We start from the raw sequence: 14,342 nt of genomic DNA on the forward strand, positions 1-14,342 counted from the left end.
CGGCATGATCCGACTCACCGCACGGACCGCACGGACCGCCGCCGGTCCCGGCGCGTTCCTCGCGCTGCTCGCCGTCGCGACCGCATGCCTCGTGGTCGCGGCCCCCGGCCCGGTCGAGGGGATGCTCACCGGTGCCATCCGGTACGACCTCAACGCGAACGCGAGCGCGGCGGAGCGCGAGGTCCGTGCCGACGGTGTCGGCGCGCTGCCGGTCGGTCCGTCGAGGGAGCCGTCTGCCGGCGGGCTGTCGCCGGGGGCCGACGCCGTCTGGGGTGCCCTGGAGGACCAGCTCGGCGAGCTGCACGCCTCGATGGGACCGACGCTGCGCGCCTCGGTCGGACCGGCCCAGTTCACGACGGTCACCGACGCGGTCACGGCCTCGACCCTGCCCGGCGAGCCTCCGGCGCAGGTGACCGAGCTCGCGCTGGGCGCCGATCCGCGCTTCGCCGACAGGATCCGGCTCGACTCCGGGCAGCTTCCCGACGTGGTCGTCGACGGCGGGGACGTGGACGTCGTGCTCTCGACGGCGTGTGCGACGGCCGCCGAGTGGCACGTCGGCGACCGTCGGTCCCTGACGACGCCGAGCGGTACCCGCGTCGTGCGGCTGAGCGGCACCTTCACCCCGCTGGACCCCACCGACCCGTTCTGGACGCACACGTCGAGCCTCGTCCGTCCGTCGGTCGTCGCCGGTGTGAGCGGCTCGATCGTGATCGTCCAGGGCTACGTCGCACCCGAGTCGTGGCCCGAGGTCGCGGCCATCGCCGCGCCGGTGCGCTCAAGCGTGTGGTTCCGCGTCGATCCGAGCACCGTCACGATGGCGAACGCGGGCGCGCTCGTGGCCGAGATGCGCGCGTTCGAGAGCCAGACCCACGTCGTCAACCGTGAGGCCGACCCCTCGCAGCTCGGTGTGCTCCGGTTCTCCACCCGGGCGCCGGTTTTCATCGACGCGTCGGTCCGGCGGGACGTGGTCAGCCTGCAGCTGCTCGAGATGCTCGCGGCCGGGCCGGCGAGCGCGCTGCTGGCCGCCCTGGTCCTCGCCGCGCGACTGTTCGCCCGTCGGCTCGCTGTCGCGTCACGCGTCATGTCCGCGCGTGGCTCAGGTCGCCTCCGGCTCCGCGTCGTCACCGCCGTGAGCGCGCTCGCGTGGCTGGTGCCGGGCGCCGTCGTGGGGGTCCTTGCCGGTCGCACGCTCGGTGGGACGGCACCGGCAGGCTGGACGGTCGCGATCACGCTCGCGATCACCGCGCTCATGCCCGGTCTCGTCGCGGCCGGCAGGCGGGACACCCCGGAGGCCGGGTCGTTCCGGGTCCGGGTGATGGTGGAGCTCGGCGTCCTGACGGTGGCCGCGATGGCGGTCCTCGTCCTCGTGCGGAACGGTGCCGCGACGGCGTCGAGCACGGTGTCGTTGAACCCGCTGCTCGTCGTCGGCCCACCGGTCGTGGCGCTCGCGTGCGCGATCGTGGCCCTGCGCATCCTGCCGGTCGCCCTGCGCGGGCTGGCGAGGCTCGGGCGACGACGCCTGGGGCTGACGGCGTTCCTCGGTGCGGCCCGGAGCGCCCGGACGGCGGCCGGTGGTGCGGCGACGATGATGGCGTTGTCCCTCGGTCTGTCGATCGCCGTGTTCTCGGGTTCGATCCTGTCCACGCTCACCACCGGGATCGAGACGTCGTCACGTCTCGCGTCCGGCGCCGACCTGCGGGTGAGCGCCTCCGCGCTCAGTGACGACCAGCTCCGGGCGATGGCCGCGGTGCCGGGGGTCCGCCGCCTCGCCGCCGTCTCCACCGACCGCGGCGTCGACCTGTCGGTCGGGGCGTCCCACGAGATCGTCAGCGTCCTGATCGTCGACACCGCGGCCCTGGACGTCGTGCAGGCGGGGGTGCCGGGCGGGATCGCCGTGCCGGCGTCGTTCACCCGCACCGACGGAGGCGCCGTCCCGGTGATCCTGTCGCGCCGCACCGCCGATCTGGTCGGCGGCGAGCGGCTCTCCCTCGGTGGTCACGAGCTGACCGTGGCCGCCGTCGCGCCGAGCGTGACGTCCCTGTCGAACAGCACGACGTGGATCCTGGTGGATGCTGCCGTCGCTCCTGAGCTCCTCGCCGGCATCCCGTCGCCCGAGGTCGCGCTCGCGCGGCTCGACGGCACCGCGGGGCCGGACGAGGTCGCGCAGGCGGTGCGTCGTGCGGTCGGGTCCGAGCCGACGGTCACGACGCCGGCGGCCCTGACCGAGGCCCGGACGGCGAGCCCCGCCTTCATCGGGCTCCGGCGCGCGACGGCGGTGGCGATCGCGCTCTCCGGGATCTCCGGCGCGTTCGCGATCGTCATGACGCTCGTCCTGGGAGCCGCTGCGCGGTCCCGGCTCTTCGCCGCCCTGTCCGCGCTCGGTGCCACCCGCCGCGACGAGCGTGCCCTGACGGTGTGGGAGGTCGCTCCGGTGACGGTCGCCGCCCTGGTCACGGGTGGTGGGGTGGGTGTCCTTCTGGCACGGATGATCGTCCCCGTCATGGATCTGCGGCCGTTCACGGGACTCGCCGGCACCGCGGCGACCGTGATCGACGTCCCGTCGACCGCGCTCTTCTCCGGGGCGTTCTGCGTCGTCGTCGTGCTCGCCGTCGCGCTGAGCACGGCGGTGCTCCGCGTGACGCGCGGTCGCCGCACCGTCCGCCCGATCGAGGAAGGATGACCCCATGACCGTTCCTGTCGCGCTCCGTGAGCCTGACATCCTCTGCACCGACCTCGTCCGGATCTACCGGTCGCACGGTGTCGAGGTCCAGGCGCTGCAGGGTCTCAACCTGCGGGTGGAGCCCGGAGAGCTCGTGGCGGTCGTCGGGGCGTCCGGGTCGGGCAAGTCGACCCTGCTGACCATCCTGTCCGGGATCGACCGACCGACTGCGGGTGGCGCACGGGTCGCGGGCCACGACCTCACGCTCATGGGGCCGCGCGAGCGGGTCGCGTTCCAGCGGCACCGGGTCGGGTTCGTCTGGCAGCAGGCCGCGCGCAACCTGCTGCCCTACCTCACGGCCGCCGAGAACATCGCTGCGGTGATGGCGATCGCGCGAACGGCCGGACCGCGGGTGCGAGCGCGTCGCACGGACGAGCTGATCGAGCTGCTGGGGGTCGGCGACGCACGGGACCTCCGCCCGGTCCGCATGTCCGGCGCCCAGCAGCAGCGCGTCGCGATCGCCGTCGCGATCGCGAACGACCCGCAGGTGCTGCTCGCGGACGAGCCGACCGGTGAGCTCGACGACGCGGCGAGCAGCGACGTGCTCGCCGCCATGCGCGCCGTGAACGTCGAGAGCGGCGTCACGACCCTGATCGTGACGCATGACCCGTCGGTGTCCCTGCACGTGCGCCGGACGGTGCAGATCCGGGACGGGCGGACGTCGACGGAGGTGCTGCGGACCATGCGGGTCGACGACGAGGGCGAGGAGCACCACACGGCCGAGGAGTTCGCGGTGATCGACCGGGTCGGTCGCCTCCAGCTGCCGGACGCGTACATGACGTCGTTGGGGCTCAAGGACCGCGTGCGGCTGGGGCTGGAGCCCGACCACGTGACCGTGCGACGCGACGACCGGACGGGTGAGGGCGCATGACGACGCAGGCCGACGGCATCGACGACCGCGACGACGGCGACGGCCGCGACGGCACGGTCGTCCTCGAGGCCCGGTCTCTCGTCCGCGTGTACCGGAGCGGCGCGGGTGACACGCACGCGTGCCAGGACGTGAGCCTCGAGGTGCGGGCCGCCGAGCTGCTCGTCGTCACCGGTCCGTCCGGAGCCGGCAAGACGACGCTGCTCAACATGCTGGGCACGCTCGACCGGCCGACGTCGGGGTCGGTGGCGATCGGTGGGGTCGACGTCGCCTCTCTCGACCAGCGTGAGCTGGCGACGCTCCGGCGCGACCGGCTCGGTTTCGTGTTCCAGTCCTTCGGCCTGATCGAGACCCTGACCGCGGCCGAGAACGTGGAGGTCCCCCTGCGGCTGCGGAGGGAACCGGCCGCGGTGCGCGACGCGCGGGTCGAGGAGGTGCTGGCCCTCGTCGGCCTCGAGGACCACGCGCGCCAGCGGGTCGACGAGCTCTCCGGCGGCCAGCAGCAGCGGGTGGGGATCGCGCGCGCTCTCGCGGCGGGCCCGAGCCTCCTGTTCGCGGACGAGCCGACGGGTCAGCTCGACAGCGGCAACGCCCGGATCGTGATCGACCTCATCCGCGACCTGGTGCGTTCGCAGGGGATCGCGGCTGTCGTCGCGACCCACGACCCCATGATCGTCGAGCGTGCCGACCGGGTCGTGCGTCTGCATGACGGGAGGATCGACCTGCGGGGAGCGGACGGCTGACCTGCTGGTCCGTCGTGCGGCCTGGGTCGCTCGGCCCTCAGCCTGCGAGGTCGTCGCAGGTGCGGATCAGCCGGTCCCGGAGGGTGGCGGACCGTCCGGCGAACTCCCGCTGCCGGGCGACGTACTCCGCCTTGCCCTCGGGGGTCTCCACGGCCACGGCCGTCTCGCCCAGCCCGGACAGGTCGTACGGGGAGGCCTGCATGTCGAGGAGCCGGATCTCGCCGGCCAGCGTGAAGCAGTCGAGCAGGAGGTCGCCGGGCACGGCGGGGCCGAGCTTGGACGCCCACTTGAACAGGTCCATGTTGGCGTGCAGGCAGCCGGGCTGCTCGTGCTCGACCTGGTTCTCGCGCGTGAGGTGCATGCTGTTGAGCGGGAGGGCGTCGGGGGTGAAGAACCGGTAGGCGTCGATGTGGCTGCACCGGATCGGGTGGGAGTCGACGACGGCGTCGGTGCCGGTCCGTCCGAGCCGGAGCGGGAGGGTGTGCCGGCGCCGCGTGTCGTCCTGGTGGTAGACCATGGCCCACTCGTGCAGCCCGAAGCACCCGGTCTGCGCCGGTCGGGATGCCGTCGCGGCGAGCAGCGTCCGCACGTAGCGCACGGTGTCGCCACGGTCGGCCAGGTAGGCGTCGACGTCCAGCCGCACGGTGCCGTCTGCGCCGGTGGTGTACCAGCGCCACGTGCTGTGCTCGGCGGGACCGCTCGGCGTCGGTTCGAGCACGACGTCCGGGCCGGGGTGCCAGCGACGCAGCAGCGAGGGCTTGACCCCGTAGTAGTCGTAGAGGAAGTCGTCGACCGGGTGCCGTGCGCCGGTGGTCCGGCGCGCGCTGTGCCCTGCCGTGAGCGCGTCGGCCCGATCGGCGTGCGCCTCCGCGAGAGGGAGCCAGGCGGCGGCGTCGAGGGTCAGCCACTCACGCGCGTGCGGCGGCGACGTCATGCCGCCAGGCTAGTGCCGACGACGTCGTACGGCCGCTCAGGGGGCTGTCGCATACTGGCCCGCATGACCGTGAACACCACCTTCGCTGCTCCTGCCGTACTGGTCGCCGACGTGCTCGCGCTGCGGCTGCGGCTCGAGGAGCTCCTGGATCGGCTCACCGATGATCAGGTCCAGACGGCGTCGCCGCTTCCGGGCTGGACGACGGGGCACGTGCTGGCTCATCTCGTCGGCGTCGGCAACGCCATCGCGCGACAGCTCGAGCATGCGCGTGCCGGTCGGCTGGTCGCGTTCTACGACGGTGGGATGCCTGCGCGGGACGCGGCGATCGAGGCCTCGGCCGGTGCACCGGCCGAGGACCACGCCCGTGACGTCCGGGCGGCCGCCCTGCGCGTCGAGTCCGCGCTCGCGGCCCTGGGCGCCGAGGGCTGGTCTGCTCCGATCCAGCACCGCAACGGGACGGCGACGGCGGTCGCGCACGCGTGGTGGCGTGAGCTCGGCATCCACCTCACGGACCTCGAGCTCGGGGTGACGAACGCCGAGTGGTCGCGGGCGTTGTGCGACCACGTCGTCCGCTACCTGTCCCCGCGGGTGCCGGAGGGGACGCGACTGGTGCTGCGCCCCACCGACGGTGGCGAGGGCTGGGAGATCGGCGCCGGCTCCGACGTCGCGGTCCGCGGTGCGGTCGGCGACCTCGTGGCGGTGCTGGCGGGCCGCGCGCCGGTCGGTACGCTCGTCGTGGAACGGGACGGCGAGCCTGGTGAGCTGCCGGAGCTCCTGCCCTGGCCGTGATCGAGCGATTCTCGATCACCGAGATGTGCTGTCTCACCTGGTGGTAACGGGCTAACGTGTGAGCATGGCGACACCAGACGCGACACCCTCTGCCCGGGACGCGGAGCGCGAGGAGCGCTACACCCACGGCCACCACGAGAGCGTGCTGCGATCGCACCGGTGGCGGACCGCCGAGAACTCGGCGGGCTACCTGCTCCCGCACCTGCGCCGCGGGCAGAGCCTGCTCGACGTCGGTTGCGGGCCGGGGACGGTCACGGTCGACCTCGCGCGTCGGCTCGCACCCGGAGAGGTGGTCGGCCTCGACAACGCCGCCGTGGTCCTCGAGGACGCGCGCGCTGCGGCCGCAGGGGCCGGGCTCGTCAACCTGCGCTTCCTCGAGGGGGGACGCCTACCAGCTCCCGTTCGAGGACGACTCGTTCGACGTCGTGCACGCCCACCAGGTGCTTCAGCACCTGACCGACCCGGTCGCGGCCCTGCGCGAGATGAAGCGGGTCGCGCGCCCCGGGGGGATCGTGGCGGTCCGCGACGCCGACTACGCGGCGATGACCTGGTACCCGCCGTCGGCCGCCCTCGACGAGTGGCTCGCGCTGTACCACGAGGTCACCCAGGCGAACGAGGCACAGGCGGACGCCGGTCGGCGGCTCCTGAGCTGGGCGCTCGCTGCCGGCTTCGACCCTGCCGGCATCATCCCCACGGCAGGCGTGTGGTCCTACTCGTCGCAGGAGGACCGCACGTGGTGGGGCACCCTGTGGGCCGATCGGTCCGTCGCGTCGGACTTCGCCCGGCAGGCGGTCGAGCACAACCTGGCGGACGACGTCGCGCTCGAGCACCTGGCGGACGGGTGGCGGGAGTGGTCCGAGCAGCCCGACGGCTGGTTCGCGATCCTGCACGGTGAGGTCGTCGCCCGCGTCTGACGGTGGCGCTTAGGCTTCTCCCGTGCGCATCGCCAGGTTCACCACCGGAGGAGACCCCCGCTACGCCGTCGTCGAGGGGGAGGCGGGCGCCGAGGTGCTCCACGTCCTCACCGGCGACCCGATCTACACCCCGGTGCAGAAGACAGGCGAGCAGGTCCCGCTCAGCGACGACGGCATGAGGCTGCTCGCCCCCGTCATCCCGCGCTCGAAGATCGTCGGCGTCGGACGCAACTACGTGGCCCACGCGCGCGAGCACGGGAACGAGGTCCCGACCGCGCCGCTGCTGTTCCTCAAGCCCAACACCGCCGTGATCGGCCCGGACGACCCCATCGTGCTGCCGGAGTACTCGCAGCAGGTGGAGCACGAGGCCGAGCTCGCGGTCGTCATCGGACGCATCACGAAGAACGTCTCCCCGGAGCAGGCGCTTCACCACGTGCTCGGCTACACCGCCGCGAACGACGTCACCGCACGGGACATCCAGCGCACCGACGGTCAGTGGACCCGCGCCAAGGGGTTCGACACGTCGTGCCCGCTCGGCCCGTGGCTCGTCATGGGGCTCGACCCGGACGACCTCGCCGTGAGTGCGCGCGTGAACGGCGAGACCCGTCAGCACGCCCGCACGTCCGACATGGTGTTCGACGTCCCGTTCCTCGTCTCCTACATCTCCGAGGTGTTCACGTTGCTGCCCGGCGACGTGATCCTCACCGGCACGCCGGCGGGCGTCGGTCGGCTCGAGCACGCCGACCGGGTGGAGGTCGAGGTCGAGGGGATCGGGGTCCTCATGAACCCGGTGGTCCGCCGGTCCTGAGCCCGGCCGACCTCGACCAGGGCGGAGCAGCCGCGGGCCGGAAGCCTCCGCCCGCTCGGTAGGCTGGAGCCCGTGAGCTCTCCCGTTGCTGGTTCCGACGTCCGCGTCCGTTTCTGCCCCTCCCCGACCGGGACCCCGCACGTGGGGTTGATCCGGACGGCCCTCTTCAACTGGGCCTACGCCCGCCACACCGGCGGCACGTTCGTGTTCCGGATCGAGGACACCGATGCCGCCCGGGACAGCGAGGAGAGCTTCCAGCAGCTGCTCGAGGCCCTGCGGTGGCTCGGCCTCGACTGGGACGAGGGCGTCGAGGTGGGCGGCCCGCACGCGCCGTACCGGCAGTCGCAGCGGATGGACCTCTACGCCGACGTCACCCGCCGGCTCGTCGAGGGTGGTTTCGCGTACGAGTCGTTCTCGACCCCCGAGGAGATCGAGGCACGCCATCGGGCCGCCGGGCGTGACCCGAAGCTCGGCTACGACGGCTTCGACCGGACGCTGACCGACGAGCAGAAGGCCCGCTACCGGGCCGACGGGCGCGAGCCGGTGCTGCGGATGCGGATGCCCGACGAGGACGTCGTCTTCACCGACCTGATCCGTGGGGACATCACGTTCCGCGCGGGCTCGGTTCCCGACTACGTGATCGTGCGCGCCAACGGGCAGCCGCTCTACACCCTCGTCAACCCGGTCGACGACGCCCTGATGGGGATCACCCACGTGCTCCGCGGCGAGGACCTGCTCTCGTCGACGCCACGCCAGGTCGTGCTCTACCGGGCGCTGCTCGAGCTCGGGGTCGCGACGGTCATGCCGCTGTTCGGCCATCTGCCGTACGTGATGGGCGAGGGCAACAAGAAGCTCTCGAAGCGTGACCCCGAGTCGAACCTGTTCCTGCACCGGGAGCGCGGCTTCACCCCGGAGGGGCTGCTGAACTACCTCGCGCTCCTCGGCTGGGGGATCGGTGCGGACCGGGACATCTTCTCGGTCGACGAGCTCGTCGCGGCGTTCGACATCGCCGACGTGAACCCGAACCCGGCACGGTTCGACCTCAAGAAGGCCGAGGCGATCAACGCGGCACACCTGCGGCTCCTGAGCCCGGAGGTCTTCCGCGAGCGACTGGTCCCGTACCTGCACGCGGCGGGGCTGGTCCCGGCCTCCTCGTACGCGGACCTCTCGGCGGAGCACCGCGCCCTCCTCGACGCGGGCGCGCCGCTCGCGCAGGAGCGCATGACGCTGCTCGGCGAGGCGCCCGGGATGCTCGGGTTCTTCTTCGTCGCCGACGACGCCGTCGAGGTCGAGGACGCGGCCCGGGGCGCGCTCCGGGAGGACGCCGCCGTGGTGCTCGACACCGCTCTGGCGACGCTCGAGACCGTCCCCGCGGCGCAGTTCACGACGGTCGCCACGCAGGAGGCGCTGCAGGCCGCGATCGTGGACGGGCTCGGGATCAAGCCCCGGTTCGCCTACACGCCGCTGCGGACCGCGCTGTCGGGTCGGCGGGTGTCGCCGCCGCTGTTCGAGTCCATGGAGATCCTCGGCAAGGAGTCGACGCTGACGCGGTTGCGGGTGCTCCGCGCGAGCCTGTGACGGTGCCACCCGACCTGCGCCAGCCCGCGCCGGTCGACGGTGTGCTGTTCGACATCGACGACACGCTGGTCGACACGCGGTCGGCGTTCCGCGGTGCGCTCGCCGCCGTGGCAGAGGTCTACCTGCCGGATCTCCCGGAGTCCGGGGCCGACCGGCTGCTCACGGTCTGGCGCGCCGACGTCAACGGCCACTACCGCGCCTACACGCGCGGTGACCTCGGGTACCAGGAGCAGCGTCAGGCGCGCGCGAACGAGCTCCACCGGGAGTTCGGCGGGCCGGTGCTCGACGACGCCGCGTACGCGGGGTGGTCGGTGGTGTTCGAGCGCGGCTTCGAGGACGCGTGGGCGGCCCACGAGGACGCCCTGGCGGCCGTCATGGCGCTGCTGGCGGCTGGTCTGCGGGTCGGCGCGCTGTCGAACGCGTCGGTGGCCTACCAGCGGCTCAAGCTGGAGCGGGTGGGCCTGCACGACCACGTGCCGATGCTCGTAGGCGTGGACACGCTGGGGTTCGGCAAGCCCGACGAACGGGTCTTCCTCGAGGCGTGCCGCCGGCTCGGCACCGATCCGGGTCGGACGGCGTACGTCGGTGACGAGCTCGACATCGACGCGCGTGCGGCACTGGCGGCCGGGCTGAGGGGGGATCTGGCTCGACCGGCCGGGCTCTCGTCGTGGCGGGCCGCTCGTGGAGGACGTCGAGGTCGCGCGTGCGGCGGGGGTGCCGGTGATCGGCTCGCTCGTCGAGCTGCCGGGGCTCCTGGGGCTCTCGGGCCCGCGCGGTGAGGTGCGCCGTACCGGCAGGGCGCGCGAGCAGCGGTGATGCCGTCAGACCGGTGGTGGCGCGGCGCGGTCGAGGGTGGTTGGACCCACCCCTCCGGCTCAGGTAATGTTTACCGCCGGTAGGGCCACTGGTTCTCCACGGTTGTGATCGTGGGAGCAGAGGTCGTACCCCCATGGGGTATGGTGTAATTGGCAACACAACGGTTTCTGGTACCGTCATTCTAGGTTCGAGTCCTGGTACCCCAGCGCGGAGCACAGCGCACGGTGGTCACGATCGATCGTGAACATCAGGTAGAGTGCTCACCCGTAGCGAGCGGGCCCGAGAGGGCCTGCAGGCTGCAAGGCCCCCGTTGTGTAGCGGCCTAGCACGCCGCCCTCTCACGGCGGTAGCGCCGGTTCGAATCCGGTCGGGGGTACAGAAGAAGGCCCGGACTCCTCGAGTCCGGGCCTTCGTCGTACCGGCAGTGGTTCGCGTGCCGGCAGTGGTTCAGCGGGTGAGATGTCACTCACCCGTGCGGCGCAGCACCTCGGTGAGCCGGTTCGCCGCCGCAGCGACGGCAGCGGCGTGGAGGCGTCCGGGCTGGCGCGACAGGCGCTCGACGGGGCCGGAGATCGACACCGCTGCGACGACGCGTCCGGACGGTCCACGCACCGGGGCCGACACGGACGCGACTCCCGGCTCGCGCTCGGACACCGACTGTGCCCACCCGCGGCGTCGGACGCCGGAGAGGATCGTCGCGGTGAACCGGGCGCCCTGCAGGCCGCGGTGGAGGCGGTCGGGCTCCTCCCAGGCGAGCAGGACCTGCGCGGCGGAGCCGGCCTGCATGGTGAGCGTCGCGCCGACCGGGATCGAGTCGCGCAGGCCGACCGGTCGCTCGGCCGCGGCGACGCAGATGCGCTGGTCGCCCTGGCGTCGGTACAGCTGTGCCGACTCGTTGGTGTGGTCGCGCAGGGCGGCCAGGACCGGGTTCGCGGCCGCGAGCAGACGGTCCTCCCCGGCGGCCGTGGAGAGCTCGGAGAGGCGCGGTCCGAGGACGAACCGACCCTGCATGTCGCGTGCGACGAGCCGGTGGTGCTCGAGCGCCACCGCGAGTCGATGAGCCGTCGGCCTGGCGAGGTGGGTCGCCGCGACGAGCTGTGCCAGAGTGGCCGGGCCGGCCTCGAGTGCACTGAGAACGGATGCGGCCTTGTCCAGAACGCCGACTCCGCTAGAGTTGTCCATAGGTCGATATTGCCGTCTCGCAGGCTGAGACGCAAGTGGCGCGACACGAAAGGCACCCCCAGAGACCCCTCCGGGTGCGTACACGTCGAAAGGACGAGAACCATGGCCGGCACGCTGGCAGAGAAGGTCTGGGACGCGCACATCGTGCGCCGCGGCAGCGACGGCGCGCCGGACCTCCTCTACATCGACCTCCACCTGGTGCACGAGGTCACCAGCCCGCAGGCGTTCGAGGGGCTGCGGCTCGCGGGTCGCCGTGTCCGCCGTCCCGACCTCACGATCGCGACCGAGGACCACAACACCCCCACGCTGGACATCGACCGGCAGATCGCCGATGTGACCAGTCGGACGCAGATCCAGACCCTGCGGAACAACGCGGCCGAGTTCGGGGTGCGGCTCCACTCCCTCGGCGACGCCGACCAGGGCATCGTCCACGTCGTCGGTCCGCAGCTCGGGCTGACCATGCCGGGTCTGACCGTCGTCTGCGGTGACTCCCACACGTCGACCCACGGTGCGTTCGGTGCGCTCGCGTTCGGCATCGGCACGAGCGAGGTCGAGCACGTGCTCGCGACCCAGACCCTGCCGCTCGTGCCGTTCAAGACGATGGCGGTCACGATCACCGGGGCGCTGCGCCCGGGGACGACGGCCAAGGACATCATCCTGGCGGTCATCGCGAAGATCGGCACCGGCGGCGGCCAGGGCTACGTCCTGGAGTACCGGGGCGAGGCCATCCGTGCGCTCTCGATGGAGGCGCGCATGACGATCTGCAACATGTCGATCGAGGCCGGCGCGCGCGCCGGGATGATCGCGCCCGACGAGACGACGTTCGCCTACCTGAAGGGGCGCCCGCACGCACCCGAGGGGGCCGACTGGGACGCCGCGGTCGAGTACTGGAGCACGCTGAGGAGCGACGACGACGCGGTGTTCGACGCCGAGGTCGTCCTCGACGCGAACGACCTCGAGCCGTTCGTCACCTGGGGGACCAACCCCGGTCAGGGGCTGCCGCTGTCGGCCAACGTGCCGATCCCCGAGGAGATCGCCGACGCGAACGACCGCGTCGCCGCCGAGCGGGCGATCGAGTACATGGCGCTGACGCCGGGGACCCCGCTGCGTGACATCGCCGTCGACACCGTGTTCATCGGGTCCTGCACGAACGGGCGGATCGAGGACCTCCGCGCGGTTGCCGAGATCATCGCGGGCCGGCGCAAGGCCGACAGCCTGCGGGTCCTGGTCGTCCCCGGGTCAGCCCGCGTGCGTCTGCAGGCCGAGGCCGAGGGCCTCGACAAGATCTTCCTCGACTTCGGTGCGGAGTGGCGCAACGCCGGCTGCTCCATGTGCCTGGGGATGAACCCCGACCAGCTCGCCCCGGGCGAGCGGAGCGCGTCGACGTCCAACCGCAACTTCGAGGGACGCCAGGGCAAGGGCGGCCGCACGCACCTCGTCTCGCCGCTCGTCGCGGCAGCGACCGCGATCCGCGGCACGTTGTCCTCGCCCGCCGACCTCGTCGACGCCTGACCGACCCCTGACAGGAGACGCATCATGGAGAAGTTCACCCAGCACACCGGCGTCGGGGTCCCGTTGCGGCGCAGCAACGTCGACACCGACCAGATCATCCCGGCGGTCTACCTCAAGCGGGTCACGCGGACCGGCTTCGAGGACGCGCTGTTCGCCGCCTGGCGCAGCGACCCCGCGTTCGTCCTGAACCAGGACGCCTACGCGAACGGTTCGGTGCTCGTCGCCGGTCCGGACTTCGGCACCGGGTCCTCACGCGAGCACGCGGTCTGGGCGCTCCACGACTACGGCTTCAAGGTCGTCATCTCGGCGCGGTTCGCGGACATCTTCCGCGGCAACTCGGGCAAGCAGGGGCTGCTCGCGGCCCAGGTGAGCCCGGAGGACGTCGAGCTCCTGTGGAAGATCCTCGAGTCGAAGCCGGGCACCGAGGTGACGGTCGACCTCGAGTCGCGCACCGTCGTGTGCGAGGACGTCGTGGTGCCGTTCCAGGTCGACGACTACACCCGCTGGCGACTCATGGAGGGGCTCGACGACATCGGGCTGACGCTGAACCACGAGGCGGAGATCTCCGCGTTCGAGAAGACGCGTGCGACCTGGCGGCCGACCACGTTGCCGGCCAAGCACCTTCCCTCGGTCGAGATCGTCGCGGCGCGTCCCATCGGCTGACCGCGTCGGCGGCGCGGTGCGGTGGACCGGCGGCAGCCTTCCCCTAGCGTGGGGGTGGCGCATCGACGTGTCCGTCGCCCGCGCCCGACCCGGGAGGTGCCGCGGTGAACAAGACCGAGATGCTGGCGGAGCTCGAACGACGGCTCGGGAGCCACGGGGCTGCGGTCTCGGCGCTCGACGCCGTGCTCGACACCCTCCAGGAGGCGGTCGCCGTGGGGGACAAGGTCACCTTGACCGGGTTCGGGACGTTCGAGCGCATCACCCGCCCGGCGCGGACCGGCCGCAACCCGCGGACCGGGGAGCCGCTCGAGATCGCCGCGACCTGGCTCCCGCACTTCAGGGCCGGCACCGGCCTGCGTGCCGCGGTGGCCGCCGGGACGACCACACGTCGGGCGGCGCGGGTCGCGGCCGCTCCGTCGACGCGACGCGCGGCGACGAGCGGCGCGCGAGCGGCCAGGACGACAGCGGATGCGACGTCGGACACCGCGACCGGCGCAGAGCCCGTCGCGACGGCAGGCGTCCCCGCTGAGCCGTCCGGTGCGACGGCTCCCGGCTCGACGGCACCAGGCAGCTCGAAGGCACCAGGCAACTCGAAGGCATCAGGCAAGAAGACCACGGGTGCGAAGACTCCGGGTGCGAAGACTCCGGGTGCGAAGTCACCGGGCAAGAAGACCTCCGGTGCGAAGGCACCGGGCAAGAAGACCTCGGCCAAGGCCCCGACCGGGAAGACGCCGGCAGCCAAGAAGTCCGTCGGCAAGAAGGGCGCTGCGAAGGGCTCGGCCAAGAAGTCCGGCGGCAAGGGCAAGTAGCACCGCT

Annotated in this window: 12 protein-coding genes, 2 tRNA genes and 1 pseudogene; 13 read left to right on the forward strand and 2 right to left on the reverse strand. The window is 72.4% G+C overall.

All coding sequences use genetic code 11. The features are described 5' to 3' along the window. The first annotated feature begins 4 nt into the window (after window positions 1-4). The 3 genes from LJB74_RS16265 to LJB74_RS16275 are packed head-to-tail and all read left to right on the forward strand — an operon-like array spanning window position 5 to window position 4,330. On the forward strand, window positions 5-2,680 hold the full coding sequence (locus tag LJB74_RS16265) for an FtsX-like permease family protein (protein WP_259309521.1): 2,676 nt from the start codon (window positions 5-7) through the stop codon (window positions 2,678-2,680). Window positions 2,681-2,684: 4 nt separating this feature from the next. Next, window positions 2,685-3,590, forward strand: a complete 906-nt coding sequence (locus LJB74_RS16270) for an ABC transporter ATP-binding protein (RefSeq protein ID WP_259309522.1) — start codon at window positions 2,685-2,687, stop codon at window positions 3,588-3,590. After that, the gene (locus LJB74_RS16275; RefSeq protein ID WP_259309523.1) at window positions 3,587-4,330 is read left to right on the forward strand and encodes an ABC transporter ATP-binding protein; all 744 of its coding nucleotides are present in this window, start codon (window positions 3,587-3,589) and stop codon (window positions 4,328-4,330) included. Before LJB74_RS16270 ends, LJB74_RS16275 begins: the two co-directional genes overlap by 4 nt. A gap of 37 nt (window positions 4,331-4,367) precedes the next feature. Here the strand turns inward: LJB74_RS16275 and LJB74_RS16280 are convergent, their stop codons facing one another. After that, window positions 4,368-5,264 carry a 3-methyladenine DNA glycosylase gene (locus tag LJB74_RS16280; protein ID WP_259309524.1) on the reverse strand — a complete coding sequence of 299 codons (897 nt, stop codon included), beginning with the start codon at window positions 5,262-5,264 and terminating at the stop codon, window positions 4,368-4,370. A gap of 63 nt (window positions 5,265-5,327) precedes the next feature. Between LJB74_RS16280 and LJB74_RS16285 the strand changes: the two genes are divergently transcribed. The 7 genes and pseudogenes from LJB74_RS16285 (at window position 5,328) to LJB74_RS16315 (ending at window position 10,545) form a co-directional block, all read left to right on the forward strand. After that, window positions 5,328-6,053 (forward strand): maleylpyruvate isomerase family mycothiol-dependent enzyme, encoded by a 726-nt coding sequence (locus LJB74_RS16285; RefSeq protein ID WP_259309525.1) that lies wholly within the window; start codon window positions 5,328-5,330, stop codon window positions 6,051-6,053. A gap of 64 nt (window positions 6,054-6,117) precedes the next feature. After that, window positions 6,118-6,967: pseudogene (locus tag LJB74_RS16290) on the forward strand (methyltransferase domain-containing protein). 22 nt (window positions 6,968-6,989) lie between these two features. Beyond that, on the forward strand, window positions 6,990-7,775 hold the full coding sequence (locus tag LJB74_RS16295; protein WP_259309526.1) for a fumarylacetoacetate hydrolase family protein: 786 nt from the start codon (window positions 6,990-6,992) through the stop codon (window positions 7,773-7,775). Window positions 7,776-7,847: 72 nt separating this feature from the next. Continuing rightward, window positions 7,848-9,353: a glutamate--tRNA ligase gene (gene gltX / locus LJB74_RS16300; RefSeq protein ID WP_259309527.1), complete on the forward strand. Its 1,506-nt coding sequence runs from the start codon at window positions 7,848-7,850 to the stop codon at window positions 9,351-9,353. 2 nt (window positions 9,354-9,355) lie between these two features. Beyond that, window positions 9,356-10,132, forward strand: a complete 777-nt coding sequence (locus LJB74_RS16305; RefSeq protein ID WP_310650861.1) for an HAD family hydrolase — start codon at window positions 9,356-9,358, stop codon at window positions 10,130-10,132. Window positions 10,133-10,303: 171 nt separating this feature from the next. Beyond that, window positions 10,304-10,375, forward strand: a tRNA-Gln gene (locus tag LJB74_RS16310). Window positions 10,376-10,472: 97 nt separating this feature from the next. Continuing rightward, window positions 10,473-10,545, forward strand: a tRNA-Glu gene (locus tag LJB74_RS16315). 86 nt (window positions 10,546-10,631) lie between these two features. Here LJB74_RS16315 and LJB74_RS16320 read toward each other — a convergent pair. Further along, window positions 10,632-11,351: an IclR family transcriptional regulator gene (locus tag LJB74_RS16320; RefSeq protein WP_259309528.1), complete on the reverse strand. Its 720-nt coding sequence runs from the start codon at window positions 11,349-11,351 to the stop codon at window positions 10,632-10,634. A gap of 102 nt (window positions 11,352-11,453) precedes the next feature. Here LJB74_RS16320 and leuC point away from each other — a divergent pair, with 102 nt between their 5' ends. From leuC to LJB74_RS16335, 3 genes are all read left to right on the forward strand, one after another. Further along, on the forward strand, window positions 11,454-12,863 hold the full coding sequence (gene leuC, locus LJB74_RS16325) for a 3-isopropylmalate dehydratase large subunit (RefSeq protein WP_259309529.1): 1,410 nt from the start codon (window positions 11,454-11,456) through the stop codon (window positions 12,861-12,863). Between the two features lie 24 nt (window positions 12,864-12,887). Then, complete coding sequence (gene leuD, locus LJB74_RS16330) at window positions 12,888-13,526, forward strand: 3-isopropylmalate dehydratase small subunit (protein ID WP_259309530.1); 639 nt, start codon at window positions 12,888-12,890, stop codon at window positions 13,524-13,526. A 104-nt stretch (window positions 13,527-13,630) separates the two neighbouring features. After that, on the forward strand, window positions 13,631-14,335 hold the full coding sequence (locus LJB74_RS16335) for an HU family DNA-binding protein (RefSeq protein WP_259309531.1): 705 nt from the start codon (window positions 13,631-13,633) through the stop codon (window positions 14,333-14,335). Window positions 14,336-14,342 lie beyond the last annotated feature (7 nt).

It is taken from the genome of Cellulomonas sp. P24 (assembly GCF_024704385.1).
Lineage (GTDB): Bacteria > Actinomycetota > Actinomycetes > Actinomycetales > Cellulomonadaceae > JAJDFX01.

Excerpts from the sequence above, each read along its gene's own strand:
- LJB74_RS16265 (WP_259309521.1), top strand. The coding sequence starts at position 5 with ATGATCCGACTCACCGCACGGACCGCACGGACCGCCGCCGGTCCCGGC.
- LJB74_RS16270 (WP_259309522.1), top strand. The coding sequence starts at position 2,685 with ATGACCGTTCCTGTCGCGCTCCGTGAGCCTGACATCCTCTGCACCGAC.
- LJB74_RS16275 (WP_259309523.1), top strand. The coding sequence starts at position 3,587 with ATGACGACGCAGGCCGACGGCATCGACGACCGCGACGACGGCGACGGC.
- LJB74_RS16280 (WP_259309524.1), bottom strand. The coding sequence starts at position 5,264 with ATGACGTCGCCGCCGCACGCGCGTGAGTGGCTGACCCTCGACGCCGCC.
- LJB74_RS16285 (WP_259309525.1), top strand. The coding sequence starts at position 5,328 with ATGACCGTGAACACCACCTTCGCTGCTCCTGCCGTACTGGTCGCCGAC.
- LJB74_RS16320 (WP_259309528.1), bottom strand. The coding sequence starts at position 11,351 with ATGGACAACTCTAGCGGAGTCGGCGTTCTGGACAAGGCCGCATCCGTT.
- leuC (WP_259309529.1), top strand. The coding sequence starts at position 11,454 with ATGGCCGGCACGCTGGCAGAGAAGGTCTGGGACGCGCACATCGTGCGC.
- leuD (WP_259309530.1), top strand. The coding sequence starts at position 12,888 with ATGGAGAAGTTCACCCAGCACACCGGCGTCGGGGTCCCGTTGCGGCGC.